This window comes from Hahnella aquatica (SeqCode) (assembly GCF_965194505.1).
Lineage (GTDB): Bacteria > Pseudomonadota > Gammaproteobacteria > Burkholderiales > Burkholderiaceae_A > Hahnella > Hahnella aquatica.
On record NZ_OZ239144.1, the window covers coordinates 1,178,920 to 1,205,290 of the forward strand.

The following is a 26,371-nucleotide window of genomic DNA, read 5'->3' on the forward strand; positions in this document are numbered from 1 at the left end:
GAAAAAGATCATGCCATACTGAGCACATGAAGAACTGGCATCTCACATGGCTTCTGGCCCCATTCCTGCTGCTCGTTGGCTGCGCCGGCCCGGCCGGTGTGAGCATCAAGCCCACCATCGAGGCCGTGGACATGCGGGTTGGTCAGTTCGACCGCGAGGGCGCACAGGTCACGGTAACCCTTCGTGTGTTCAACCCCAACCAGGTGAGCATTCCGCTCGAGAACCTGGCGGCCGACCTTCAAATTCAGGGCGAGACCGTGCTCAACCTCAAGGCCATGCAGCCGGTGCACCAGCTCGCTGCGCAGTCGTCGGTGAGCATTCCTCTGAGTGGCCGCGTGGAATTCAAGACCTTGCCCAGCAGCCTATCTCGGGTGGCGTTGTCGCTGGTGAGTGGACTGCTCGAGGTGCGCGTGGTGGGCACTGGCACCACCGGCAACGGCCTCATTCCCCTGCGCTATGAGAAATCAGGCCGCCTCGAAGCACCGCGGCGCTAGCTGCCTAATCGGCCTTCCGGCCCCGCGCCTGCCCTACTGATCCACCGAGCGAATCATTCGCTCAAAAACAGGCCTTGAGGCCTCCGTGCCCATGGCGTTCCAGTCGGGGGATGGCAGCCCCGCGAAGGCCTCCCGAATGAGTCGACCCCAGGCCTGGTGAATGAGGTCGAAGTACGGGTTCTTCTCGGTGATGGACACAAACCGGCTCACCTTGAGTTCGTCGGCCCGATAGACCAAGAGGTCCAGGGGCAGGCCCACCGAGATGTTGGACTTCAGCGTCGAGTCCATCGAGATCAGGACACACTTCATGGCGTCGTCGAGGTCGGTCTCGGGCGTGATCACCCGATCGAGAATGGGCTTGCCATACTTGGATTCCCCGATCTGCAGGTAAGGCGACTCGGCCTGGGCCTCGATGTAATTGCCCGCCGCATAGACCTGAAATAGTCGACAGGCCTCGCCGCGAATCTGCCCACCCAGAATAAAGCTGCAGTTGAACTCGATGCCGAACTCCGTGAGTGCGGCATGGTCACGCGCATGGACCTTTCGGACGGCCGCGCCCACACGGGCGGCCGCCTCGGCCATGGTGGCTGCCGACCAGAGCGATTCCGACTCGGGCGCACTCTGAAGGATGTCTCGCACGCTCTGGGTGATGGCCAGGTTGCCCGCGCTCATGAGCACCAAGACCCGGTCGCCGGGCCGCTCATAGACGGTCATTTTGCGGAAGGTGGAGACCTGGTCCATGCCCGCATTGGTGCGGGAATCCGAAAGGAACACCAGGCCCTGCTGAAGATTGGTGGCAACGCAATAGGTCATGGGTGAGAGTCTAAATCAGCGTTAGAAATCAGCCCTGGTGCACCGACACGGCCACACGCATGGACTCCACGCCCCCGCCGCGACGAACACCCCGCACCGGCGAGACCGCCTCGTAATCGGCTCCCACGGCCAGTCGCAGCCAGCGGTCTCCCACACCACACCGATGGGTGGCATCGATGCCCTGCCACTGACCCTCCACCCAGCACTCCATCCAGGCATGGGTGGCCTCGCTTGCGCGGGCCTCACCGGCCAGATAGCCGCTCACATAACGGGCGGGCAGCCCCATGCTGCGGCAGATGGCGATCATCACATGGGCATGGTCCTGACAGACACCGGCCCCACGCGCCCAGGCCTCCAGGGCTGTGCTGCCCACATCGGTGGCGCCGGGCGTGTAGGTGAGCGTGTCTTCAATGGCGCTCGCCAGTGCAATCAGGCCTTCACGGGTCTGGGAATGCAGGTGTGTGCGGCCAAACGCCAACAATTCGTCTGAGGCCTGGGTGAGCGGGGTCGAGCGGAGAAAATAGGCCACCGGCACCGCGCTCGAATCTTCCGGGCTCGAGAGCCCCAGGCGGGCATCCGGCCGCACCACCTCCACCTCGCCGCTCACCCGAATGCTGATGAGTTGGGTGGGCTTGTCCACAACCATGAGGGCCATGGTGTTCCCGTGGGCATCGGGCTGGGACCAGACCTCACCCGTGCCCGCGATAGACCAGCGCACCACCCGCTGGGCGGCACCCTCGATGGGCTGCAGATACATGCGCTGAATGGCGTGGCGCACCATCTCGGAATACTCGTACTGGGTCTGGTGCTCAACGATGAGCCGCATCAGGCCGTGGCCGCGATCGGCACCAGGAACTCTTCGCTGATCTGAAGGCCCAGGCGGTGCGTCTCGGCAAGAAAGTTGGTGAGGAAGAGGTGAATGGTGGGCGCGAACTCGGCATCAATGGTGAGGTACTGCAGCTCGGCCTGCATGCGGCCCGCGATGCGAAGCGACTGGCCACGCTGACCGGCCGACACGGCATCGAGGTTCACCATGAGCTCGTTGAGACAGGCCAGCAGTGAGCGCGGCATGTCGGCACGCTGGATCAGCAGCTCCGCAATGCGCAGCGGCGTGACCACATCTCGATAGACCTTTCGGTAGATCTCGAAGGCCGAGACCGACCGCAGCACCGAGGCCCAGAAATAGAACTCGGTTCGGCCCACCGCGGCGCTCGCGCCTCCCGTGGCGTGCGACACATACTTGATGTCGAGAATTCGGGCGGTGTTGTCGGCCCGCTCCAGGAAGGTGCCAATGCGAGAAAAGAAGAAGGCCTCGTCCTTGAGCATGGTGCCGATCATCACGCCGCGGCACAGGTGAGACCGCAGCTTCACCCACTCAAAGAATCGGCTCGGATCGCGGATCCAGCCCGGGGTTCGCAGCAACGACTGTGACTCCAGCCAACTGCTGTTGACCGCCTCCCAGAGGTCGGGGGCGAGCACCACCCGCACTGCACGCGCGTTCTCGCGCGCGGCCCGCAGGCAGCTTGCAATGCTCGATGGGTTGGTGGTGTCGGCCACCATGAAGTTCAGCACCCGCTCGGGCGTGACCCGATCGTGGGTGGCCCAGTACTGGGCATCGAGCTCCGAGAGTGTGAGCACGGCACGCCAGCCCTCATGGGCGAGGTCCTGCCCACCCGGCAGCATGGAGGACTGGTGCTGGACATCGAGCAGACGCGCTGTGTTCTCGGCCCGCTCAATGTAGCGAGACATCCAGAAGAGGTGGTCGGCCAGCCTACTGAGCATCGTCGAGAACCCAGGTGTCTTTGGTGCCGCCGCCCTGCGAGGAGTTCACCACGAGCGAACCCTTCTTCAAGGCCACGCGGGTGAGGCCACCCGGCACCATGGAGGTCTTGCGGCCACTCAGCACAAAGGGGCGCAGGTCGACATGCCGGGGCGCAATGCCCTCAGAGACCATGGTGGGGCAGGTGGACAAGGCCAGCGTGGGCTGGGCGATGTAAGTCTGCGGCGAGGCAATGATGCGCTGGCGGAAGGCCTCGATCTCGGCCTGGCTCGCGGCCGGACCAATGAGCATGCCGTAGCCGCCGGCGCCATGGGTTTCCTTGACCACGAGGTCTTTGAGGTGGGCCAGCACATGTTCACACTCATCTGGCCGACGGCACAGAAAGGTGGGCACGTTCGAGAGCACTGGGTCTTCATCCAGATAGAAGCGGATCATGTCGGGCACGAACGGGTAGACCGCCTTGTCATCTGCAATGCCGGTGCCAATGGCATTGCAGATCGAGACCCGGCCCGCCCGAAAGACCGAGACCAGGCCCGGCACCCCCAGCACCGAGTCTGCTCGAAAGACGAGTGGGTCGAGGAAGTCGTCATCGATGCGCCGGTAAATCACATCGATGCGTTGCGGCCCCCGTGTGGTCTTGGCAAACACACGCCCTTCCGACACAAAGAGGTCCGGGCCCTCAACGAGCTCCACGCCCATCTGCTGGGCCAGATAGGCATGCTCAAAATAGGCGCTGTTAAAGACACCAGGCGTGAGGATGACCACCGTGGGGTCGTCCACCCCGGGCGGGGCCACCGAGCGCAAGTGTTCAAGCAACAGGTCTGGGTAATGCTCGACTGGCGCAACCGCATGCTGGGCGAAGAGCTCCGGGAAGAGCCGCATCATCACCCGACGGTCCTCGATCATGTAAGACACGCCGGAGGGCACCCGCAGGTTGTCCTCGAGCACGAAGAACTCGCCCTGCCCAGCCCGCACGATGTCCACCCCACTGATATGGGCCCAGACCTTGTGCGGCAGCCGAATGCCTGCAATCTCGGGGCGGTACTGCGGGTTCTGGTAGATGAGCTCGGCAGGCACGATGCCTTCTTGGATGATGCGCCCACCCTCGCAGTAAACGTCCTCTAAGAACGCGTTTAGTGCCTGCACCCGCTGCTGCAGGCCTCGCTCCAGGGTGGCCCACTCCGAGCCCGACAGCACCCGTGGAATGAGGTCGAAGGGAATGAGCCGCTCGGCTCCGGCTTCATCCCCATAGACGTTGAAGGTGATGCCCACACGCCGAAACAGGAGGTCTGCATCTTGTCGGGCTCGATCAAGCGACTCTGGGGGCTGGGTCGCAAGCCATTGCCAAAAGCCCTCGAGGTGCGCGCGCGGGCTTGCCCCGGCCGCATCGGCGCCGTAGGCGAGAAGAAGCTCATCAAAAGGCGAAGACAAGGCAGAGACCATAGAGACCCTCCAGCAAGCCCTATGCCAGCGGAGAGTTAGCGCCAGATGGGCTTTCGTCGGCTACAGCAGTCGATCGCGTCGGCAATGCGCACCAACATGACGCGCTTGCGCACCAGTGGTGTGCGACTAAAAGGCCGCAACAGCTCCGTTGGATCGCGGGTCGAAGCCCCCCGACAGAAGGCCATTGGGCTGACGCACGATGGCACCCGCATGGCCCACGGATTCATCCCAGGCCCCGATGGACTCCACCCAATGGCCCTTGGCCCGAAGCGTCTCGACCACATCCGCACCAAAGCGAGACTCCAGCTTGAGGCTATCGCTCGCCTGTCCCCAGGTGCGGCCGAGCAGCCACCGCGGTGCCTCGATGGCGGCCTGTGGATCCATGCCGAAGTGGTGAATGCGCGTGAAGACCGTGGCCTGGGTCTGCGGCTGACCATCACCGCCCATGGTGCCGTAGACCATGGTGCCGCCGCCATCGAATTCGGCCAGACCGGCATTGAGGGTGTGAAACGGGCGCTTGCGCGGTGCCAGGCAATTGATGTGAGCTGGGTCGAGGCTAAAGCCACAGCCTCGGTTCTGCCAGTTCACACCGGTCTCGGGCAGCACAAGGCCGGAGCCAAACTCGTGATAGATGCTCTGAATGAAGGACACGGCCACGCCCTGCTGGTCGACCACGCCCATCCACACGGTGTCGCCCGGCTGGATGGGCGTGCCCCAGGGGGCCGCGCGATCGAGTTCAAGCTGTGAGGCCAGCGCATCGAGGTGGTCGTCAGACAACAGCGACTGGGCTGACACCCTCATGAAGGCCGGGTCGGTGAGCTGCTGGTCGCGAACCTTGAAGGCCAGCTTGGTGGCCTCGACCTGCACGTGCACGAAGTTGGCCGAGGTGGGCCCACCCAAGCACTTGGGGTGCTTGCGCATCACGCGATCCATAATGCCAAGGATCATCATCGAGACCACGCCTTGCGAGGGCGGCTGCATGTTGCGCAGCCCCGCACCATGAACCCTGCTGGTGAGCGGGTTCACCAAGCGGGCCTCATAGGCGGCGAGGTCGTTGGCCCGAATGGGGCTGCCCAGTTGCTCGAGCTCGGCGGATATTTGTTTGGCGAGGCTGCCACGATAAAAATCGTTGGTGCCCTGCTGGGCCAGCCTGCGCAGCGTGGCCGCCATGCGGGGCTGTTTGAAGAGGCTGCCCGCCACCGGGGGGGCACCTTGCACCAGGAAGGTGTCAGCGAAGCCTGAGATCGGTGCAAGCTCGGCGAGCTTGGCCTGCGTGCTCATGGCCTGGCTGGCCGTCACGGGAACACCATGTTCCGCATACCAAATGGCATCGGCCAGCAGGCGCGAGAGCGGCAGCCGACCCCCAATGCTGCGAGAGACCTGATGGGCCAAGCCCCAGCCGCCCACAGTGCCCGCCACGGTGAGCGCGGCCGAACCGCCCCGAAATGGAATGCGGTCGCGCATGCCCTGGTCTTGATAAGACTGCAGGCTTGCCGCCGCGGCACTGTGGCCGCTGGCGTCGATGCCCCCGGGCACGCCGTTGGGCCCACGCATCACCCAGAAGGAATCTCCGCCAATGCCATTCATGTGCGGATAGACCACCGCGATGGTGGCCGCCGCCGAGACCATGGCCTCAATGGCATTGCCCCCCTCGCGCAGAACCGCCACCGCCGACTCCGCCGCCAGGCTGTGCGGGGCCACCGCCATGCCCCTGCGCCCCCAGAATGACTGTGTCACCGCATCACCAACCAATGTATTCCGGCAGCCACAGGGCAATGCTTGGAATGGAGAACACAATGGCAATGGCCACGATCTGCATGGCGATGAATGGGATCACGCCCTTGTAGATGTCGATGGTGCGAACCTCGGGTGGGGCCACGCCCTTCAAAAAGAACAGCGCCCAGCCAAAGGGTGGCGTGAGAAACGACGACTGAAGATTCAAACAGATGAGCATGGCCAGCCATACGAGGTTGACATCCTGGGCAATGAAGACGGGGAGGAACAGCGGCACCGCAATGTAGCTGATCTCGATCCACTCCAAGAAGAAGCCCAGCACGAAGATGAGCACCATCAAGAAGATGATGTCGGCCGTGACGCCCCCAGGAATGAACTCAAAGAGGTCGTGGATCAGGTCTTCGCCATTGAGGCCACGGAAGGCCAGGGCAAAGATCTGGGCACAGACCAGGATGAACATCATCACCGCTGTGATCTTGGCGGTGCCCTCGGTGGCCTCTCGAAGGGCTTTGAAGGAGAAACGCCCAGCCCCAATGGTGACCAGCATGGCCCCAATGGCGCCCATGGCGGCAGCCTCTGTGGGCGCAGCCACACCGCCGATGATGGATCCGAGCACTGAGAACACAAGCAGCACTGGCGGCACCACCACCTTGAAGAAGCGTGTCCAGAGCTCGCGCACCGAGACGGCATCGCGCTCGTCCTTGGGCAGCGGTGGCACCTTGTCCGGATAGATCATGCCGAACACGATGATGTAGATGCAGTAGACCGCAGCCAGCAGCAGGCCCGGCCCTACGGCCGCGGCAAAGAGCGTGCCCACCGAGAGCTGCATGATGTCCGAGAGCACAATAAGAATGAGGCTAGGCGGAATGATCTGGCCCAGGGTGCCCGAGGCACAGATGGTGCCGCAGGCAATGGCGGGGTCATAGCCCCGCCGCAGCAGGGTGGGCAGCGTGAGCATGCCCAGCGTGATGATGGTGGCACCCACAATGCCCGTGGTGGCGCCCAAGAGCACACCCACCAACACAATGCCGATGGCCATGCCACCCCGTATGCCTCCGGCCAGGTGACCCACCACGTCCAGAAGGTCGTCGGCAAGCCGAGACTTCTCCAGCATCACCCCCATGAACACGAAGAGTGGGATGGCCAGCCATTGGTAGTTGGCCACGACCCCGAAAATTCGGGCGGGCACCAGGTTGAAGAGTGCTGGGCCAAAGCCCACCAAGCCAAAGACGAATCCGGACACCGCCAGACTGATGGCGATCGGAACGCCCAGCATGAGCAGGCTGAAGAAGCCGGCCAGCATGGCCAGCGCCATCCATTCATTGAAACTCATTGTGTTTTGTCCAGTGCCTGGTAGCGGTGCAGGGTTCTAAAGAAGGCAGCAAACGCCTGCACAAACAATATTGCAAAGCCCAGCGGAATCAGCGCCTTGATGACCCAGCGGTAAGGGATGCCGCCTGGGTCTGGCGAGCCCTCCAGAATGGAGAACGACTGCATGACATAGGCCACGGAGAGCCAGGCCACCATGAGCGCCACGGCCATGGTCAGTACCTCGGCGAACAAATCCACCCGAAGCTTCTTGCGGGGTGGGTAATCGGCGTAGAGCACGTCGATTCGTGGGCTCTCGCCCGACTGTATGCCCCAGCTCATCACCAGAAGAATGAGCGGCACCAGCAGGTGCCACTCCAACTCCTGCGCCCAAACACTTCCCACACTCATGGTGTAACGAAGCAATACATTGGTGGCCATGAGCACCACAATCACCAGAACCAGCCAAGAAAAAACTTGGCCGGTTCTGGCAACCCACGACTCTATGCGCTGCAGGACGTGTTCAGGCATGTGTGCTTAGCCTTGGACCTTGTTGTAGTACTGCGCCTCGCTGACCTTGGTCCAGGAGTCGTACTTTGCCTTGAAGGCGAAGTAGGAATCATGCACCTTCTTCGTGAGGGGGTCTTTGGCAATGGCCTCCTGAAGAACCTTGTTGGTCTCCTTGCGAAGCGCGGCAATGACGGCATCGGGCAGCGGACGTGCGATGACCTTCTCCTTCTTGATGAGCTCGTCCATGGCCTCTGAATTGTTCTTCTGGCACCAGCCCTCGCTGATGACATTGCAGGCCGCCGAGGCGCCTCGAACAATGGCTTGCAGGTCTTTGGGCAGCTTGTCCCATGCGGCCTTGTTGATGAGCAACTCAGAGACCGTTGCGGGCTCATGCCAGCCGGTGGTGTAGTAGTACTTCGCAGCCTTCTGAAGGCCAAGGCGACGATCTTGGAAGGGGCCGACAAACTCCGCCGCATCGATCACGCCACGCTCGAGTGCAGGGAAGATCTCGCCGCCCGGCAGCACCTTCACATCCACGCCAAGGCTTGCATAGACCTTGCCCGCCAGGCCGGGGATGCGCATCTTCAGGCCCTTCAGGTCGGCCACGGTCTTGATCTCTTTCTTGAACCAGCCCGTCATTTGCACACCGGTGTTGCCACAGGGCATGGCCACCATGCCAAAGGGTGCATAGACCTCGTTCCAGAGGTCGATGCCGCCGCCGTCGTAGAACCAGCCGTTCATGCCCTGGAAGTTCATGCCAAAGGGCACGGCCGTGAAGTACTGGGCCGCGAAGGTCTTGCCCGTCCAGAAGTAGCTGTTGGCGTGGTTCATCTCCACGGTGCCTGCGCGCACGGCGTCGAAGCCCTCGAATGCAGGAATCAGTTCACCCGCGCCGTAGACCTGAATGTTCAGTCGACCATCGGACATGTCCGAGATCATCTTGGCGAGGTCGGTGGCGCTGCCGGGGCCGGCCATGTAGAAGGGTGAGCCCTTGGGATAGGCACTGGTCATCTTCCAACTGAACTTCTGCTGGGCCTTGGCAATCATGGGGAAGGCCAGTGCGCCGGCGGCGACGCCGGTGGTGGCACCCGCGCGAAGGAAATGTCGTCTTTGAGTGGTCATGGGGAGTGGCTCCTGAGTGAAGTGCGTTGATATATCCGCTCGTCGGTTGCGAGCGGGATGCGGCTTCCTGGGCAGCAACAGCCATGCCACCCCGCAGACCCATTGCCCTCGCGGGTCAGCAGCGCTGCGAGCTATTTTTGCGCTGGCGTGGTGCATGGACTTGCATCGATATGGTGCCAGATCCCCAGGCTGGTGCATTCGATTTAGTTGCTGCATCACAGCACCTGTAGAGTGTTGACATGCTCGCCTACCGCCACGCGTTTCATGCTGGGAACCACGCTGACGTTCTCAAACACGCGGTCTTGCTGGCCTGCCTGTCCCACCTGCAGCAAAAGCCGGGCCCCGTCCTGGTGGTGGACACCCATGCCGGCGCAGGCGCTTACACACCCGATGGTCCACTGACCCGCCAGAAATCGGAATGGCATACGGGGCTTGGTCGGCTATGGCCCATGCGCGAAGACAACATGCCCAGCCTGGTGCGGCAGTATGTGCAGGCGGTTCGCGCGGCCCAGCCCGGCCCCACACCGGATCAGCCCCTCGTCTTGCCGGGCTCGCCCTGGCTCATCACACACCAGATGCGCAGCCAGGATGCCATTCGCTGCTGCGAGGCCCACCCCACCGACTTCCCATTGCTGCAGGCCATGCTGGCCCCCCTGGGCCGCCGGGCGCAGGCGCTTCAGAAGGATGGCTTTGAGTCACTCAAGGCCTGGCTGCCGCCCGCGAGCCGTCGGGGCCTGGTGCTCATGGACCCGTCTTACGAACTGAAGTCGGACTACCCGCAGGCCTTGAAGTCGCTGCGCGATGCCATGACGCGTTTCGCAACCGGCTGCTATGTCATTTGGGTGCCCATGGTGGCGCGACTCGAGGTCGACCGCTTCGTGCGCCAGGCCATGGCCCTGCCCGCAGGCAGTCGCCTGTTGGTGAGCCTGAAGGTGCGCAGCCCCGTGAAGGACGGCCTTGGGCTGATGGGGAGCCACCTGGTCATTCTCAACCCGCCGTTCGGACTGCAGACGAGCCTCGAGGAGGCCCTGCCCTGGCTGGTGAAGCAGCTCGGCCAAGACGGCTCGGCCCGTTTCGAACTCTCCCAACAAGAAACAGGGGGGCCGAAGCCCCCCCGTCCGACAACACCGCGCAGCCCGGGCCGCGCGGCTCCCTCCCGCCCTGGCTCGCTTAAGCGACTCTCTTGATGGCTGGCTTTGGATCTTCGAAAAACTGCTCGTCCTCGGTGGACCCACGCAGTGCTGCAGTGGAGGAGTCCGCCTCGATGGTGGTGGTCACCGCGTCGAAGTAGCCCGTGCCCACCTCACGCTGATGCTTCACCGCGGTGAACCCGCGCTCGGCCGCTGCAAACTCGGCCTCTTGTAGCTCCACGAAGGCAGACATGTTGTTCTGGGCATAGCCATGCGCCAGGTTGAACATGGAGTAGTTCAGGCTGTGGAAGCCCGCCAGCGTGATGAACTGGAACTTGTAGCCCATGGCGCCGAGCTCTCGCTGGAACTTCGCAATCGTGGCGTCGTCGAGGTTCTTCTTCCAATTGAAGGACGGTGAGCAGTTGTAGGCGAGCATCTTGCCGGGGAACTGCTTCTGAATGGCCTCGGCATACTTCTTTGCAAATTCGAGGTCTGGCGTGCCGGTCTCGCACCAGAGCATGTCGACAAATGGTGCATAGGCCAGGCCACGGGCCACGGCCTGGTCAAAGCCATTGCGGCAGCGGTAGAAGCCTTCGACCGTGCGCTCACCCGTGAGGAAGGGCTTGTCGGTCTCGTCGACATCGGAGGTGACCAGATCGGCCGCCTCCGCATCCGTGCGGGCCAGCAGCACGGTGGGCACGCCCATGACATCGGCCGCAAGACGCGCCGCCACCAGCTTGGAGACTGCATCGCGGGTGGGCACCAGCACCTTGCCGCCCATGTGGCCGCACTTCTTCACCGAGGCGAGCTGGTCTTCAAAGTGCACGCCCGCCGCACCGGCCTCGATCATGGCCTTCATGAGTTCGAAGGCATTGAGCACGCCACCAAAGCCTGCCTCGGCGTCGGCCACGATGGGCACGAAGTAGTCGATGTAATCGGGGTCGGTCGGCTCCTTGCCTTCCATCCACTGAATCTGATCGCAACGGGTGAAGGTGTTGTTGATGCCCTTGACCACCCGGGGCACGGAATTGACGGGATAGAGCGACTGGTCAGGGTACATCTCACCGGCCAGGTTGGCATCGCCCGCCACCTGCCAGCCCGAGAGGTAAATGGCCTTCAAGCCCGCCTTGGCCTGCTGCATGGCCTGGTTGCCCGTGAGGGCACCCAGGCTGTTGACGAAGGGCTCCGCGTTGACATCCTTCCAGAGGCGGTCTGCACCGCGCTTGGCCAGGGTGTACTCCGGCTGAACCGAGCCCCGAAGGCGAACCACATCGTCTGCCGTATAGCCCCGCTTGATGCCTCTCCAACGGGGGTTCTCTGCCCAATCTTTCTGAAGTTGCTGCGCCTGCGCTTGCCGTGTTGCCATGGTGAATCTCCTTGAGATGAAAATTTGGTGGGTTCATCCTAGGGGTGCACGCGGCGAATTGGTGGCACTGCAAACAGAATCTTTTAAAAAATTTAACCTCTATAAATCAGTTATTTAAATAATAAATTTCATATCAAGAAACGCTGAATCAAGGCTTGAAAACGGGTTCTGATGCTCCGCAACAGGGCTGTTTTGCATCGTGAAATGTCAGTTTCACATGACAAAATTAACCGTGCTGCCGGAGTGCTGCAATGGCCGGCTGGGTCAGCACGGCCCGCAACGCCAGCCGACCGGCCAGCAACGCAATGCCGCTGCCCAGCACCAGCCCAATCAGAATGGGCGCCCAGCGCCAGTCCACCGCCAGGGCAAAAAACTGCTGGGCCACCACCATGCCCACACCCTGCGCCAGCAGGGCTGAGAGCCCACCGGCCAGGCCGCCCACCACGATGAGTTCCATGCGCTGCGCCCGCCAGAGGGCCTGCCGACTCGCACCCAGCGCGCGCAGCAGCGCTGCCTCACGCATGCGCTCCTCGCGGGTGGCCAGCAATGCCGCCACGAGAACCAGCCCGCCCGAGAACAGGCTAAAGACAAAGAGCGCCTGAATGGCGGCCACCACCTGATTCACGATGCGACGCACCTGGCTCAACAGGCTGTCGAGGTCCACCATGGTGAGGCTTGGAAAACTCGGCAGCAGGGCCTGTTCGAGCGTGGCCGACTCCGCTGCATCCCAGTAGAAGGATGTGATGAAGGTCTTGGGCATCTCCTGCAGGGCGCTCGGTGTGAGGATCATGAAGAAGTTCACGGCCATGGAATCCCAGCGCAGGCTTCGAATGCTCGTCACCTTGGCCTCGACGATCTCGCCGGAGATGTCAAAGCGAAGCATGTCCCCCAGGCCGATGCCAAGCGTCTGGCCAATGCCCTGCTCCACCGAGACCTCCGGCAGCGCCGGGTTGAGCGGGCGGCCCTCCACCAGCCGATTGTGCGGGGGAAGCTGCGTGCCGTAAGAGAGGTTGAGCTCGCGGTCGAGCAGGCGGCGGGCGCGCTCGTCCTCGGCCTGCTCGGGGCCAATGGGCTGGCCGTTGATGCCGATGAGCCGGCCACGCACCATGGGCGAGAGTTCCACAGGCGACTTCAACAAGCCATTGAGGCGTGCGGCCACGGCCTCTTCTTCACCGGGAATGATGTTGAGCAGAAACCGATTGGGGGCGTCCTGGGGAATGCTTCGGCCCCAGGCCTGCACCAGGTCGGTTCGAACGAAGGAGAGCATGAAGAGGGCCGAGAGGGCCAGGCCCAGCCCCAGCACCTGCGCCACCATGCTGGCCGTGCGCCGGCGGCAGGCCCGTCGAAGGCTCATCCATTCCCAGCCCGACCAGCTGCGTGGCAGCAATTCACCAAGTCCTCGAAAGCCCGACCACAGCAGCAGGCCGATCAGCAGGCCCGAGACTCCAAAGAGCACGACCACGAGCGCGGCCATGAGCAGATCGCCGCTGCCCAGCCAGAGCAGGCCCGCCAGGCCGAGTGCGGCAACCGCCAGCCACAGGCGCGAGGCCTTGCCCACACCTGCACCCTGCTCGCGCAGCGCCTCAACCGGGGAGGCCTCGGTGGCCATCACCAGGGCCGGCCAGGCAAAGACCAGGGTCATGAGAAAGGACATGCCGGCGGCCTGCAGCAGGACCCATGTGGCAGCCATGCTCAATGCGGGCAGTGGCACCGTGAGCAGCGAGGCGAGCATGGCCGCCAGCCCCAGCTGAACCAGCCAGCCAGACAGCAGGCCCGCGAGCGTGGCCCCACCGGCCATGACCATGAGTGTGAAGAACCAGTAACGCCGAAGCGTGCTGCGCGTGGCCCCGAGCACCTTCATGACCGCCAGCCTAGAACGATACAAACGCCCCATGCGCCGGGCCGCCAGGCCCATGGCCGCGCAGGCCGTGAGCACCGAGACCATGCCCGTGAGCGCGAGAAAGCCATTGGCCCGGTCGAGTGCCTCGCGCAGCTCTGGCCGCGCGTTGTCGATGGTCTCAATGCGTTGACCAGCGCCCATGGTGTCGGCCACCAGGCGATCGAAGGTGGCGAGCGCCGCCGGCTGGTCGGCGGCCACCCAGAAGCGGCGACTCACGCGACTGCCCGGCCCAAGGAGGTCGGTCTCGCCGATGTCCTCGATGCGCACCATCACCCGGGGCGAGAGGTTCACAAAGTTCACACCACGGTCGGGCTCATAGAGAATGGCCGCCGAGATGCGAAAGGCCTTGCCACCGAGCGCCATGGTGTCGCCCACCTTCAGCGACAGACGAGACAACAGGCTTGGGTCCACCCAGGCCTCCCCGCGTTGGAGTGTGGCCTGGGTGGTGCGGCCCTCGGTGGTGCCCAATTCCAACTGCCCACGCAAGGGGTAGCCCACGCCCACGGCCTTCAAGGCCGAGAGTTGGGCGCGCCCGTTGGCCAAGACCATGGTGGGGAACTGAATGCCCTCGACCGACTGCACGCCTGCGGTGGCGGCCGCATCTCGCCAGGCCGAGGGAATGGCACGGTCGGCCACCAGAAGCCGGTCGGCCCCGAGGCTCGACTGGGCATCACGCAGCAGGGCCTGCTCCACGCGACTGGCCAGCAGGCCCACCGCAGTAACAGCCGAGACCGAAATGAGAATGGCCACGGCCATGAGGGCCATGGCACCCGAGCGCAGATCACGACGGGCCATGGACCAAAAGAAACGATGACTACGCTGCACGAAGTGCCTCCACAATGGTGACTCGAGATGCGCGCCAGGCGGGCAGCATGCCCCCCAGCACACCCATGGCCATCGAAAAGCCCAGGGCCTGCATCACAATGCCGGGCGTGAGCACAAATCCAAACGAGAGCTCCGAGAAGCTCTGGAAATTGGTGGTCGAGAATTCAAAGGCCTGCATGAGGCTGGCCATGGCCAGCCCGATCACGCCCCCCACCAAGGACAAGAACACCGACTCGGCCAAAAAGGCCAACAAGATGGCACGGCGCTGAAAGCCAATGGCCCGCAGGGTGCCGATCTCGGCCACCCGCGTGGCCACCGCCGACTGCATGGTGATGGTGGCGCCAATCACAGCGCCAATCGAAAAGATCACCGTGAGCGTGAGGCCCAGAATTTTGATGAAACGCGAGAGGGTCTCGGACTGGTCTTCGTAATAGCGGCGCTCTGTCTTGGCCTGCAGGGGCAGCCGAGGGTCATCGAGCACACGCTGCCGAAAGACATCGGCAGCCGCTGGGTCCATGAGCCGAACGATCAGAGACGAGTAGGTGGTGCGCCGAAAGGACTGTCGAAGGATCTCGCCATCGGCCCAGACCTCGCTGTCAAAGCCACTGCGCCCCGCGTCGAAGTAGCCCACCACACGCCAGCCCCGGCCGCCAAATCGCACCGTCTCGCCCAGGCCCAGGCCTTGGAACTGTCGGGCCGTGGCAATGCCCACCACAATCTCCTCTGAGCCCGGTCGAAAGGCACGGCCCTCCACGATGCGGATCTGCCGCCGCAGGGCAATGCCGGTCTGGTCGAGGCCTCGGACCACCACATTCGAGGCCTTGCCCGTGAGCCGCTTCTTCAGGTTCACAAGCACCACCGTCTCGCGCGAGGCCAGTGGCTCCAGTGCACTGGCCACCTCGGGGAACTGGGCCACGATGGCGGCCTGGCCACGATCGATCGCGCTCTGCACCTCGGTGACCGAGCCCTGCCGGGTGACCACCATGTTGTCGGGCTCACCGGTGCTCACCAGCGTGTTGCGCAGGCCCGCATCGAGCATGAGCACCGCCGCAAAGACATAGACCACCAGGGCCATGCCCATGGCCGTGAGGAAGGTCGTCATGCGACGAACCCATAGGTTTCGCAGGCTGTAGCTCAGGGGAATGGCAAAGGGGTTCATCGCACCGTGGGCCTAGATGGCGCGCAGGCCCTCGACGATGCGAATGCGATAGACCTTGAGCATGGGGAAGACGGCCGCCACCAGGCCCGTGAGCAGCGCAGCGGCCAGCTGCCAGGCGTTGGTCTCGAGCGTGACAAAGAAACTGCGGAACAGGGTGCCCGTGGCCTCGTGGAAGGCTGCCGCCACCGGATAGGTGAGCAGCAGGCCACTCACGCCACCCAGCAATGCGAGCAGCATGGATTCTCCGAGCACCATGCCCGAGACCTGCCAAGGCGGAAAGCCCAGGGCCTTCAGGGTGGCGTACTCCGAGGTTCGCTCGCGGGCCGTCATGGACATGGTGTTGGCGAGCACGGCCATGATGATGAGGATCACCACAAACGACACGGCACGGATGGCCACCACAATGGCCTCGGTCATGGCCACAAAGCCCAACTGAAAGGCCTGCTCCGTCTCGGTGTGGGTCTCTTTGGCGGAGTTGGCAAACAGGCCATCAATGGCCATGCTCACCTCGGCTGCGCGCTCAGGGTCTGAGAGGCTGGTGATGAACACGCCCACCGAGTTTGCATCACGGGCGATGTTCCGACGCTTCACCTCCTCATTGAGGTAGGCCCAATGGAAGTACATCTTTCCGGTGTCGGTCTTCTCTTCCTTGCCGTCGTAGATGCCCGCGATGAGGAATTCCCACTGGCCTGGAAAGATCTGGCCCTTCAAGGTGACCATGTCGCCCACCTCAAAGCCATGCTCCTGTGCGAGTCGGCGGCCCACGATGGCGCTGCGTCGGTCTCGGTAGAAGCGATCGCGGGCCTCCTCGGTGAGGATGTATTCCGGGTAGATCTGAAAATAAGACACCGGCTCGACCGCGAACTGTGGGAAGAAATTTCGACTGTCTTTATAGACCCCGCCAAACCAGCGCGAGACGGTCATGCTCTCCACGCCATCGACCTGACGGATGCGCTCCCCGTGCGAGACGGGCAAGGGGAAGATGAGCGAGATGGCGCTTCGGGTGATGAGCCGCGCCTGGCTGGCCGACTCGGCCCCCGAATACCAGGCCTCGACCACCGTGGAGAGCAGGCCAAAGGCCAGCACCGAGATGGTGAGGCCCAGGTAGGTGAGCATGGCCCGGCCGCGATTGCGCCAGATGTTCAGAAACAAAAGCCGCGCGATGAGCATTTAGGCCAACTGCCCCTTCTCCAGGTGGATCACGGCCTTGGCATGGTCTGCGGCCTTGGGGTCGTGGGTGACCATGATGATGGTCTTGCCCTGCTCTCGGTTGAGGCGCTGAAGCATCTGGAGGATCTCGGAGGCCGACTGCCGGTCGAGGTCGCCGGTGGGCTCATCGGCCACGATGAGGCTGGGGTTGGTGATGAGGGCTCGGGCAATCGCCACGCGCTGCTGCTGGCCGCCCGAGAGCTCATTGGGCGTGTGGTGCATGCGATCGGCCAGGCCCACCGAGGCCAGGGCTTCGGTTACACGGCGCTTGCGCGTGGCCCGATCGAGCGAGGTGAGCTGCAGGGGAAGCTCCACGTTCTCGAAGGCCGTGAGCACCGGAATGAGGTTGTAGAACTGAAAGACAAAGCCCACGTGGGCGGCACGCCAGCGGGCCAACTCCGCATCGTCGAGGCTGGAGATGTCGATGCCATTGATCTCGATGACGCCCGAGGTGGGGCGGTCGATGCCAGCGATCAGATTGAGCAGCGTGCTCTTGCCAGAGCCCGAGGGACCCATGAGGGCGAGGAAGTCGCCCTCTGCGACCTGGAGGTTGAGGTTGTCGAGCACCAGAACCTCCTGTCCACCACGCTGATACGCCTTTCGAAGCCCCTGGATCCGGATCACGGGGCCACCACCTTCACCCGGCCTCCTTCGCGAAGGGATGTCGTCGGGCGAAGGACCACGCGGGCACCAGGCTTGAGGCCAGGCGTGAGGACCAGGTCGGAGGCACCGGGGGGTGCCGCCAGGGCAATGGCACGCAGGCTGCCATCTTCAATGGCCCAGACCCGCCAGCCCTTGTCGGTCTCGATGGCGGCCGCGCGGTTTACGCCCACCACGGGCTTGCGCTCCTCGGCTGAGAGGGGCCGCTCCAGGAAGGACACCTTGGCCGACATGTCGGGCAGGATGCGCGGATCGATCTGGTCGAACTCGAGCTTGACCAGGCGCGTGGCCTTGGCCCGATCGATGGTGGGCACCATGCGGGCGACCCGACCCGGGAAACGTTCATTGGGAATGGCATCGAGGCCAATCTCCACCGGCTGGCCCACACTGATCTTGGCCATGCTCGACTCGGAGACATCGGCCTCCACCTCGAGGGTGGACATGTCGGCCATGGTGACGACTGCGCCCTTGGAGTCGGCCGCCGAGGAGAAGGGGGTGATGTTGTCGCCGATGTTGGCGTTCTTGGTGAGCACCACGCCATCGAAGGGCGCACGAATCTCGGCCTGCGAGAGGGCTGCACGGGCCACCTGTGCGGCCGCCTGGGTCGAGCGAAGCTGGGCTGCGGCCTTCTCGAATCGGGCGCGGGAGGCATCGAATGCCGCCTGTGAAATGTAGTTGCGCGCAAGCAGGCTCTGGGCCCGCTCGTACTCGCGGCGAGCGTCGTCTCGCTCGGCGCTGGAGAGGCCCACCTGGGCCTCGGCCTGCAGGAGCTGGGCCGCCAGTTCATCGCTCTCAATGCGCGCAAGCAGCTGGCCCTTCTTCACGCGAGAGCCCTCGGTGACATCGAGTATTTCGAGCCGGCCACTGGCCTTGGTGGAGATGGCCGCCTTGCGCTGGGCCACCACATAGCCACTGGCATTGAGCAGCGAGAGTGTCTGCGATGGGAAGACCGAGACCACGGGGGTGGACTGCACCTCGGTGGGCGATGAGGCGCGCACGATCAGCCAGATGACCAGCAATGGAACGAGGACCAGCGAAACCCGGGCCCAACGCGAGGTGGGAAGGCGAATGTTCATCAGAGGGATTTAGCGCTTGAGGGCGACGGCATCACGAACACAACGAAATCCAATATACGCCACCCGTGTGTCTTTTGGCTTGGTGGCCACGTCAGACTCCACCTGCCGCTCAGGGCCATACCACCAGGATGCGCCACGGGTGATTCGCTCCTGGCCTGAGCCCGTGTCGACCCATTCCCAGACATTGCCCCCCATGTCGAAGAGGCCATTGACGCCAGGCACGGTGGTGCCTGCTGCAACGTGACCCAGGCCGCGGGTGAGGCGGCCCGCGGGCGCAAGGCCTGCATGGCTTGCGCAGCCCTCCAGGCAATGGCTGCCCTGGGCCGAGGCGCCATTCGGGTACTTGTAGCGGGTGCCTCGGGCAAAGCCTGGCGCTGGGCTGCTGCGCTGCTCGAGGTAGGCCGCATCGCGCCATTCCGCATCGTTGGGCAGTCGGCCACCCGACCATCGGCAGATTTGTGCGGCCTCATCGAAGGTGATGTGCACGGCCGGCTCGGCATCCTTGGCCGGTGAACCAAATGGCGCCTGCCAGGTCCATCCAGGCTTGTGGGTCCAGCCCATTTCATAAATGGTGCCGCCCCCTTCGCGCTCGGCTCGGCTCACAAACCCATGCTGCTTGGCCAGCGGCCGCAACTGCCCGACGGTGAATTCATGACGATCCCATTCCAGAGACCCAATCCGAACCCGCTCCCCGAGCGTGAAGGCCTGCGCCGACGAGAGCCCGGCCAGGCCCATCAGCAGCCCCGCCAGGGCCATGGCCACGAGACCCCGCTGCCCACGCGGGACGGTCAGCCAGCCTTTCCTCCACGGCACCGGTGGGTTCGACGACCCGAGGTGCAAAACAGGCGAAAAGGCAGCATCTAGAAGTGAAACGCGTTGCATGACAGAATTCCTCTGAAAGGGAGGTCAGACACCATGGACAGTGAGTGGATCCTTGTGACCAGTGCCGACGGGCAGCAGTTCGATGCCTATGTGAGTCATCCCCCTGCGGGTCGCGGCCCTGGGCTTTTGATTATCCAAGAGATTTTTGGCGTCAATGAGCACATTCGGGCGGTGGCCGACCAATATGCCGCCGATGGCTTTGTGGTCATTGCACCCGACATCTTCTGGCGCGAAGGCCGCCGAATCGACCTGGCCTACGACACCGAAGGGTTTGAGCGTGGCCTGGGTCTCATGGGCCGCATCCACCTGCCACTCACCGCCAGCGACCTTCAACGCACGGTCGAGGCGGTCAAGCACCTCGACAACTGCACCGGCCTGGTGGGCTCGGTGGGCTTTTGCATGGGGGGCATGCTCTCTTATGTGGCGGCCGCCCGGGCAGGCGTGGACACCGCTGTTTGCTATTACGGCGGCGGCATCGACCAGCACCTGGACCTGGCCGAGGACATTACATGCCCCATCTTGTTCCATTTTGCGGAAAAAGACGCCTATATTCCGTCAAAATCGGTGAACAAGATCCAAGAGGCCATGGCCGGCCACCCTGCCACCCGCATCATTACCCACCCCCAGGTGGACCACGGCTTTAACTGCTGGCGCCGGCCGGCCTGGCACCAGCAGACGGCCACCCGGGCCCGTGGGCAGACGCTGGTTCATCTCTCGGAGACCCTGAGCTGACGGGCCAGAAAAAAGATGTAAATCCAAGTTGTCAACTCTGACTGTATCGGACACAATACACCTCACGGCCGTCGGGATTTAGGCCGTGTTACGTAACAGTCCTAAAACAGAAGGAGTACAAGAATGGCTGACAACCAGAAGGTATGGCCCACGGGCCTCACGGAAGCCGAGTCGGAGGAAATCCACCGCAACATGATCCAAGGAACACAGTTCTTCGGGATGATTGCGGCGTTTGCTCACCTCTTGGCCTACATCTATTCCCCTTGGCTGGGTTAAGGAAAGGAGCGCAATCGTGATCTACGGAAAACTGTGGTGTGTGGTCAAGCCCTCCGTTGGCATTCCCCTCATGATCGGAGCCGTTGCAGTGGGCTCCTTTGCCGTGCATGTGGCCTTGCTCACGAACACGGATTGGGTGCCGAAATTCCTCAACGGTGGTCCCCCTGCAAAGGTGGCGCAAGCGCCTGATGCACAGCCCACCATGGCGGCCAAACCCGCCGAGGCCAAGCAGATGTAAGCGCATCACCTCGGGTGCGGGGGAGACTCCCACCCGAGGCCGATTCCATCCACCCAACCCCCATGGCCAAACCCCCTTTCCGATTGGCTTCCGCATGGGCCGCTCTCGGGCCGAGGTTTCTGCCCTTCGCAGACGTTGCCACGCCCGATCTTCCGCTCTCGCGACTGCTTCGTCTGTCTCTCTTTCAAGTGTCCGTCGGCATGGCGCTGGTGCTGCTGGTGGGCACGCTCAACCGCGTGATGATCGTCGAGCTGGGCGTGCCGGCCTCCCTGGTGGCCGTGATGGTCGCCCTCCCCGTATTGTTTGCTCCCATGCGAGCCCTTATTGGGTTTCGATCCGACCGCTTTCAATCCGAACTCGGCTGGCGCCGCGTTCCATTCATCTGGCGTGGCAGCCTCTTGCAGTTTGGTGGATTTGCCATCATGCCCTTTGCACTGCTGGTGCTTGCTGGTGCAGGCCAGTCCGCCTCCGCGCCTGTCTGGGTGGGCTACCTCGCCGCAGCGACTGCATTCCTGCTCGTGGGGGCCGGTCTGCACACCGTTCAAACCGTGGGCCTGTCACTGGCCACCGACCTCGTGGCCGATGAGAGCAAGCCAAAGATGGTGGGGCTTATGTACGTGACCTTGCTGCTGGGCATGCTTGTGAGTGCAACGGCCTTTGGATATGCGCTCGAGGAGTACAGCCACGGCCGACTCATTCAGACCATTCAGGCCGCGGCCGTGATCACCCTGATCCTCAATGCGGTGGCCATCTGGAAGCAGGAACCTCGGATTCGGCGCTCAGCGATGCCACCCGCGGCCGAGCCACAGGCAGGCCCATTCGCAAGGGCCCTGGGCACACTCACCCGCGACACCTTTGGCCTGCGCTGGCTCTGGGTGGTGGCCCTGGGCACGCTGGCTCTCACGATGCAGGACGTCTTGCTCGAGCCCTACGGCGGTGAAGTGCTCGGCCTGCCCGTGGCACAGACCACCCGGCTGACAGGACTGCTGGCCCTGGGTGGCGTGATTGGATTCTGGTTCTCGTCCTTGGCGCTGTCACGAGGCGCAGATGCGCCCCGCATGTCAGCCTGGGGCTTGGTCATTGGCATTCCCGGCATGGCTGCCATCATGATGGCCTCATCGGCCGGTGAAACACTGGTCTTCTTGCTCGGCGTCTCCCTCATCGGGGTCAGCGTCGGACTCTTCGGGCACGGCAGCCTGACCACCTGCCTGCGCATGGCGCCCAAGGACGCCTCCGGTCTCGCACTTGGCGTCTGGGGTGCAGTACAGGCCACCGCCGCCGGCATTGGCATGGCCTGCGGAGGTGTGCTGCGGGATGTCGCCGCCCTGTACCTTGAACCAGCCCAGGCCTACTCGGTGGTTTATGCCTTGGAAATGATGTTGCTCGCAGCGGCACTCATGTTGCTATTCCCTCTGCTAAGATCGAACGAACTCTCAAGGAAGGTGGTGCTTCGATGGAAATGAAAGACATACTGCTGGTCCTGATCCTCGTTGTCGGCGCCTTCATGCTGGCCAACTGGTACAACCGGCCGAAAAGGTAAAACACCATGGTCACTGCGCTTTTTGTGTTGGCCATCCTCGGCATGATGGCCCTGCCGTTCGTGCACATTCGGTATCTTGAAGCCACAAAGAAAGTGCCAAGTCGGCATGCTCGACAGAACTCTGAGCTCTTTGGCTTTGTTTACGCCCTACTGATTGGTGTGTCGCTCTCGGCGATGCTCTTCGATTAAGAGGCCGCGCCGGGCCAGTCTGGCCACGAGGAGTCTCCAGCCAACAAACGGCAGCAGCAGAATAAGACCGAAGTAAAGGAAGGCATCGAGCCACATGTGGATGCCCCTCCTAGCCGCCTGACCCAGGGGGCACAGCGACTACTGGACGTGCCCAACGCCAGAGCCCTGAGGGATCACCCGGCACCATGAGCAGGCCGTGCTCCAGAATGGCCAAGACCAGCATGCTGCCCACCAGGCTCGCGCCCGCTGCCAGGTGCAGGGGTGCCGCCTGATCGAAGACGGGCATCCAGACCCAGGCTGCTGCCATGCAAGAAACCAGAATGCTCATTGGAAACAGAGGATTAAAGCGACGACGCGTGAAATAGGTGAGCAGGTAGTGAAGTCGCGTCGGTAGGAAGGATTCGTAGAAGTTCTTCACACCCAGGTAGATGTTCAGCTTGGCACTCAGTCGCATGAGCCAGAGCACCAGGTAGGTGCCCGCTGCCGTTTGGTTTGGCGCATCCCATGCGGGCAGCACCACCGCCACGGCCAGCACCAGGAGCGCCATCTCTTGATAGGCCACGGTTTGGAAGGCGAGCCAAAAGCGTGGCCAGCCCTTCACACTGGGGCAAGGCTGTCGGTTGGGGCCCGTCACCACGCCCAGAAGAAAGGCCACCTCCTGCCAGACCCAGATCAGCAATGCCGAGCCGAACCCCAGGTAGGCACCGGCCACACTCGGCATCTGGGTTGTGGCCAACGCGCCGTAAAGGCCCACAAACAGGCCGAGCGTTGCAAACGTGAAAACCCAGCGCTCGCCTGACTTGGAGGTGGCCACCGCACGCAAGACCAGCCCGGTGGAGAGCCACCAGACCAGCAGACTCACGGCGATGGCAAGGGCCACATGCATCACCAGCTCGGGACCATGCGAATCTGCTTGGGCAGCGGCGCGCGCTTGACGGGGAGCAGGAAGAGCCGACCAAAGACCACGGCTGCATTGGCTGCCGCCCAGGCCTGCTTGAGGCGGCCCATGACGCCGCCCGCAGCCCTGCCTGCGTCTACGGCGTCTTGCAGCACGCGCAGCCGCTGAAGGCCTGCGAGAAAGTCGGGGTGATCCCAGGACAAGGTAACCGGGAAGACCTGCTTGGAGATCTCGGAGGTGATCTCAAAGACACGCAGGTCGTAGGTCGTTGGGTCCAGGCCCAGGGCCTTGTGCATCTCAGGCCGGGTGTGGTCGCGCACGAACATGGTTGCAAAGACGGCCAGCTGGAAGAAGCGAATCCAGAGGAGGTTGCGCCCTTCGAGCAGCTTGGGGTTGGCCCGCATGATGAGGGCAAAGGCCTCGCCATGGCGGAATTCATCGTTACACCACTTCTCGAACCAGAGAAAGATCGGGTGAAAGCGGAACTCGGGGTGCTTCTCGATCTGACGATAGATGGCGATGTATCGGGCATAGCCGATCTTCTCGGACAGGTAGGTGGCGTAGTAGATGAACTTGGGCTTGAAGAAGGTGTACTTCTTGGCCTTGGTGAGAAAGCCCAGGTCGACACCCACGCCGAAGTCTTTGAGCCACTGATTGATAAAGCCCGCATGGCGGGATTCATCGCGGGCCATGTAGCCGAAGACATCCTTCATGTCCTTGTTCTTCACCTTCTTCTTCAACTCGGCATAGAGCACGCAGCCCGAGAACTCGGAGGTGATGGAGCTGATGAGGAATTCGTTGAACTCCTCGTAGAGCGCGGGGGGCAGCTCGGAGACCTTGCTCGCCATGTCGGGCGGGCGGGTGAAGTGGTCGTCGTTGTTGTCGGCCGCAAATTCGGCCATGAGGGCGTCCCACTCCTCGCGCACGGGATCGACCGAGGCGGCATCGATGGCGGCATGGTCGGTCGTGTAAAAGCGCGGCGTGAGCAGGGTGTCAACCTGCGCCTTCTGCGTGGCCTCATTGGGGCTGCGATCACGAACAGGCGTCTGCTGACGGTTCAGTGTGGCAGCGGCCTCGGCCGTGGCAAATGTCTCTTCAAACTCTCTCATGGCGTGCTCCTCTCAACTGTTGCTTTCAACAAGTACGGCAAGAAAACCTTTGCGGGGTCCGGACCAAACGCGCCGAGGTCCAGGCGCAACCCCGTGATCGGGTCGAGCAGCTCCAGGGCATTTCCCGGTGTGCGCGACAACTGAAATGGCTCGGAGGGGGACCCTCCGCGGCGCATGCGCTCGTGGGCCAGGGTTCGGAGCACACTGCGCGCAAAGCCCGCCTCTCCGGAGATGGGCCGCAGACGCTCACCGGTGGCAGCATCGATCACATCGACATCGCCGGCCTCACCATCTTTGAAAATGAGTAGACGGGCTGCGATGGGCTTAGCCTCTTTCATCTGCGCCTGCTCCTGCCGGGCCGCCTCGCGCTTTTGATGCGCGGTGTAGCCGGCCAGCACCAGTGTGACCACCATGAGCAGGCCAATCCCAATGAGTGGAAAGCCTTCCACCCTGGGCCGGGAAATGAGGCGATCACTCACGAGGCGAGTTCTCCAACAGCTCCGTGCGGCATGTCTTGCACCTTGGCCCCCTGCCCCTTTGAGGCAGACGCTTGCACCGATGCGCCGGTCGGCTGATTGGCCCGCCAGGCAGACTCAAAGAGGCTCGCAACCGGCCCCACCTTGGGCAGGCCTCGCAGCATGGGCTGCGGGTTGGCCAAATGCCAGGGGCGCGCATGCGGCCACAGGTGCGGGTAGGCGATCTTGTCGTCGGGGTGCAGCGCGATGGCGATCTCGCCCGTGCCATGGGCCAGGCGCCTCACATCCGCCGCCTGGATGCGGCGCAGCGGGATGTTGAAGCTCAGGTTCAGCACGATGCCGATGCGCATCACCAGCCGCTTGTCGGTGAGCGTGTAGACCGTGGTCTTGGCCATGAGCAGCGACAGCCAGGCAAAGAGCCCCAAGGCCACCAGGAAGAGCAGGCCAAGCCAACTCACGGCGGCGGCGGTCTGGGCCACCGAGCCAGTGTCGGTGTACATGAAGCTGCCTCGCAGCAGCAGCATGAGGCCGAAATAGGCCAGTAGCAGCCGGCCTCGGAAGACCGACCAGAAGATCAGTGGCGCCGACGGGCTCGCCTGCCAGAGGATGCGTTCACCCGGGGGAAGCTGCTCGGGCAAGCCATACTCGGGCTCGAACTCGTGCTCGTGGCCGTGGTGATGAACGCTGCTCATGGGAAATCCTTAGGCCAAGGGTTCGCGACGGTCTGGTGTGGCAAACAAGGTGCCTGCACCGTAATAGGCCATCACCTTCTCTTCTTCAAAGAGCGTGATCTCGTTGGCCGACTTGATGGCGGGAACGCCCTCGAACTGGCCGCCGAGGATGGACTCCACCGTGACACGGTTGCCACGAATGCGGTCTTTGCGCACCCGGCAGAAGTTCATGGGCAGCAGCACCTGGCGGCCGCCTGTCGTGGTGACCTCGAGGTAGCGAATGAGGTGCTCGGAACGATCCACCCAGACCTCGGAGATCTTCCCACCGACCTGGCCATCGGCACCGATCACCGACAGGCCACGCGGGTCGAGGTCTTGTTTGGCCACGCCAAAGCCTTCGGCAGCCGCCACGCGCAGCGGTACGATGCGCGTGGCGCCATCGACGGTGCGATCGGGCGTGTCGGAGCGGCGGGTGAAGGCGCCTGGCCCGATGCCATCGGTCATGGGGTTGCCCGTGGGCTCCAACGGCAGGCCCGGCAGATCGACCAAAGGCTTTCCGGCGACGGGCGGGTCATCGAGGTCACGATAATGGGGCGCCACAAACTCACCATGAAAGGCCGTCTTGTAAACCTTGGGCTTGGGCATCTCGGCCACACCTTTGTCGAACCGGATGCTGCCGTCCCGACCTTCAATGTGCAGCGGAAAGCCTTCACGCTTGCTCTCGACCGTGAGGTAGTAGACCAACCCAAAGAAGAAAATCCAAAACAAATACAAGACCAACTGTGCGACATCAATGTATGACGTGATTGCTCCGGTTCCCATTTTTTTCTC

Annotated in this window: 27 protein-coding genes; 7 read left to right on the top strand and 20 right to left on the bottom strand. The window is 63.1% G+C overall.

Annotated features, from left to right (window positions below; genetic code table 11):
• Window positions 1-26: 26 nt before the first annotated feature.
• Complete coding sequence (locus AC8GDA_RS06105) at window positions 27-494, top strand: LEA/WHy family protein (RefSeq protein WP_506555644.1); 468 nt, start codon at window positions 27-29, stop codon at window positions 492-494.
• 33 nt (window positions 495-527) lie between these two features.
• On the opposite strand, the gene AC8GDA_RS06110 is transcribed toward AC8GDA_RS06105, so the two are convergent.
• The 8 genes from AC8GDA_RS06110 to AC8GDA_RS06145 all read right to left on the bottom strand — a co-directional run bounded on the left by AC8GDA_RS06110 (window position 528) and on the right by AC8GDA_RS06145 (window position 9,204).
• Entirely contained in the window at window positions 528-1,307 is a 780-nt protein-coding gene (locus AC8GDA_RS06110) for a proteasome-type protease (RefSeq protein ID WP_506555645.1), read from the bottom strand.
• A 28-nt stretch (window positions 1,308-1,335) separates the two neighbouring features.
• Window positions 1,336-2,133, bottom strand: coding sequence for a transglutaminase family protein (locus AC8GDA_RS06115; RefSeq protein ID WP_506555646.1), 798 nt, complete (start codon window positions 2,131-2,133; stop codon window positions 1,336-1,338).
• Complete coding sequence (locus AC8GDA_RS06120; protein ID WP_506555647.1) at window positions 2,133-3,089, bottom strand: alpha-E domain-containing protein; 957 nt, start codon at window positions 3,087-3,089, stop codon at window positions 2,133-2,135. Before AC8GDA_RS06120 ends, AC8GDA_RS06115 begins: the two co-directional genes overlap by 1 nt.
• Window positions 3,079-4,530, bottom strand: a complete 1,452-nt coding sequence (locus tag AC8GDA_RS06125) for a circularly permuted type 2 ATP-grasp protein (protein ID WP_506555648.1) — start codon at window positions 4,528-4,530, stop codon at window positions 3,079-3,081. The genes AC8GDA_RS06120 and AC8GDA_RS06125 overlap by 11 nt, the downstream gene beginning before the upstream one ends.
• A gap of 126 nt (window positions 4,531-4,656) precedes the next feature.
• Window positions 4,657-6,237, bottom strand: coding sequence for a gamma-glutamyltransferase family protein (locus AC8GDA_RS06130; protein ID WP_506557211.1), 1,581 nt, complete (start codon window positions 6,235-6,237; stop codon window positions 4,657-4,659).
• 34 nt (window positions 6,238-6,271) lie between these two features.
• Window positions 6,272-7,597, bottom strand: a complete 1,326-nt coding sequence (locus AC8GDA_RS06135) for a TRAP transporter large permease (protein ID WP_506555649.1) — start codon at window positions 7,595-7,597, stop codon at window positions 6,272-6,274.
• A complete protein-coding gene (locus AC8GDA_RS06140) occupies window positions 7,594-8,103 on the bottom strand; it encodes a TRAP transporter small permease subunit (RefSeq protein WP_506555650.1) in 510 nt (169 codons plus the stop codon). The genes AC8GDA_RS06135 and AC8GDA_RS06140 overlap by 4 nt, the downstream gene beginning before the upstream one ends.
• Before the next feature lie 6 nt (window positions 8,104-8,109).
• On the bottom strand, window positions 8,110-9,204 hold the full coding sequence (locus tag AC8GDA_RS06145) for a TRAP transporter substrate-binding protein (protein ID WP_506555651.1): 1,095 nt from the start codon (window positions 9,202-9,204) through the stop codon (window positions 8,110-8,112).
• Between the two features lie 239 nt (window positions 9,205-9,443).
• On the opposite strand from AC8GDA_RS06145, the gene AC8GDA_RS06150 reads away from it, so the two are divergent.
• Complete coding sequence (locus AC8GDA_RS06150; RefSeq protein ID WP_506555652.1) at window positions 9,444-10,391, top strand: 23S rRNA (adenine(2030)-N(6))-methyltransferase RlmJ; 948 nt, start codon at window positions 9,444-9,446, stop codon at window positions 10,389-10,391.
• Here the strand turns inward: AC8GDA_RS06150 and aceA are convergent.
• The 7 genes from aceA to AC8GDA_RS06185 all read right to left on the bottom strand — a co-directional run bounded on the left by aceA (window position 10,375) and on the right by AC8GDA_RS06185 (window position 19,411).
• The gene (aceA, locus tag AC8GDA_RS06155) at window positions 10,375-11,700 is read right to left on the bottom strand and encodes an isocitrate lyase (protein WP_506555653.1); all 1,326 of its coding nucleotides are present in this window, start codon (window positions 11,698-11,700) and stop codon (window positions 10,375-10,377) included. The genes AC8GDA_RS06150 and aceA overlap by 17 nt on opposite strands.
• 226 nt (window positions 11,701-11,926) lie before the next feature.
• The gene (locus AC8GDA_RS06160) at window positions 11,927-14,425 is read right to left on the bottom strand and encodes an ABC transporter permease (protein ID WP_506555654.1); all 2,499 of its coding nucleotides are present in this window, start codon (window positions 14,423-14,425) and stop codon (window positions 11,927-11,929) included.
• Window positions 14,415-15,584, bottom strand: coding sequence for an ABC transporter permease (locus tag AC8GDA_RS06165; protein ID WP_506555655.1), 1,170 nt, complete (start codon window positions 15,582-15,584; stop codon window positions 14,415-14,417). Before AC8GDA_RS06165 ends, AC8GDA_RS06160 begins: the two co-directional genes overlap by 11 nt.
• Before the next feature lie 12 nt (window positions 15,585-15,596).
• Window positions 15,597-16,754 (bottom strand): ABC transporter permease, encoded by a 1,158-nt coding sequence (locus AC8GDA_RS06170; RefSeq protein WP_506555656.1) that lies wholly within the window; start codon window positions 16,752-16,754, stop codon window positions 15,597-15,599.
• Window positions 16,755-17,417, bottom strand: coding sequence for an ABC transporter ATP-binding protein (locus AC8GDA_RS06175; protein WP_506555657.1), 663 nt, complete (start codon window positions 17,415-17,417; stop codon window positions 16,755-16,757). It lies immediately after the preceding gene.
• Entirely contained in the window at window positions 17,414-18,529 is a 1,116-nt protein-coding gene (locus tag AC8GDA_RS06180) for an efflux RND transporter periplasmic adaptor subunit (protein WP_506555658.1), read from the bottom strand. The genes AC8GDA_RS06175 and AC8GDA_RS06180 overlap by 4 nt, the downstream gene beginning before the upstream one ends.
• Window positions 18,530-18,538: 9 nt before the next feature.
• Window positions 18,539-19,411 (bottom strand): formylglycine-generating enzyme family protein, encoded by an 873-nt coding sequence (locus AC8GDA_RS06185; RefSeq protein ID WP_506555659.1) that lies wholly within the window; start codon window positions 19,409-19,411, stop codon window positions 18,539-18,541.
• Window positions 19,412-19,444: 33 nt separating this feature from the next.
• On the opposite strand from AC8GDA_RS06185, the gene AC8GDA_RS06190 reads away from it, so the two are divergent.
• The 5 genes from AC8GDA_RS06190 (at window position 19,445) to AC8GDA_RS06210 (ending at window position 22,386) form a co-directional block, all read left to right on the top strand.
• The gene (locus AC8GDA_RS06190; protein ID WP_506555660.1) at window positions 19,445-20,143 is read left to right on the top strand and encodes a dienelactone hydrolase family protein; all 699 of its coding nucleotides are present in this window, start codon (window positions 19,445-19,447) and stop codon (window positions 20,141-20,143) included.
• Window positions 20,144-20,266: 123 nt separating this feature from the next.
• Window positions 20,267-20,419, top strand: a complete 153-nt coding sequence (gene pufB, locus AC8GDA_RS06195; protein ID WP_506555661.1) for a light-harvesting antenna LH1, beta subunit — start codon at window positions 20,267-20,269, stop codon at window positions 20,417-20,419.
• Between the two features lie 16 nt (window positions 20,420-20,435).
• A complete protein-coding gene (locus tag AC8GDA_RS06200) occupies window positions 20,436-20,657 on the top strand; it encodes a light-harvesting protein (protein ID WP_506555662.1) in 222 nt (73 codons plus the stop codon).
• Between the two features lie 62 nt (window positions 20,658-20,719).
• Window positions 20,720-22,120 (top strand): BCD family MFS transporter, encoded by a 1,401-nt coding sequence (locus AC8GDA_RS06205; protein WP_506555663.1) that lies wholly within the window; start codon window positions 20,720-20,722, stop codon window positions 22,118-22,120.
• An 83-nt stretch (window positions 22,121-22,203) separates the two neighbouring features.
• Complete coding sequence (locus AC8GDA_RS06210; RefSeq protein WP_506555664.1) at window positions 22,204-22,386, top strand: hypothetical protein; 183 nt, start codon at window positions 22,204-22,206, stop codon at window positions 22,384-22,386.
• Window positions 22,387-22,495: 109 nt separating this feature from the next.
• Here AC8GDA_RS06210 and puhE read toward each other — a convergent pair whose 3' ends face one another.
• The 5 genes from puhE to puhA are packed head-to-tail and all read right to left on the bottom strand — an operon-like array spanning window position 22,496 to window position 26,362.
• Entirely contained in the window at window positions 22,496-23,272 is a 777-nt protein-coding gene (gene puhE, locus AC8GDA_RS06215; protein ID WP_506555665.1) for a putative photosynthetic complex assembly protein PuhE, read from the bottom strand.
• Window positions 23,272-24,393: a magnesium-protoporphyrin IX monomethyl ester (oxidative) cyclase gene (acsF, locus tag AC8GDA_RS06220; protein ID WP_506555666.1), complete on the bottom strand. Its 1,122-nt coding sequence runs from the start codon at window positions 24,391-24,393 to the stop codon at window positions 23,272-23,274. Before acsF ends, puhE begins: the two co-directional genes overlap by 1 nt.
• Complete coding sequence (puhC, locus tag AC8GDA_RS06225) at window positions 24,390-24,872, bottom strand: photosynthetic complex assembly protein PuhC (RefSeq protein ID WP_506555667.1); 483 nt, start codon at window positions 24,870-24,872, stop codon at window positions 24,390-24,392. Before puhC ends, acsF begins: the two co-directional genes overlap by 4 nt.
• The gene (puhB, locus tag AC8GDA_RS06230) at window positions 24,869-25,561 is read right to left on the bottom strand and encodes a photosynthetic complex putative assembly protein PuhB (RefSeq protein ID WP_506555668.1); all 693 of its coding nucleotides are present in this window, start codon (window positions 25,559-25,561) and stop codon (window positions 24,869-24,871) included. The genes puhC and puhB overlap by 4 nt, the downstream gene beginning before the upstream one ends.
• Before the next feature lie 9 nt (window positions 25,562-25,570).
• A complete protein-coding gene (gene puhA / locus AC8GDA_RS06235) occupies window positions 25,571-26,362 on the bottom strand; it encodes a photosynthetic reaction center subunit H (protein WP_506555669.1) in 792 nt (263 codons plus the stop codon).
• Window positions 26,363-26,371: the final 9 nt, after the last annotated feature.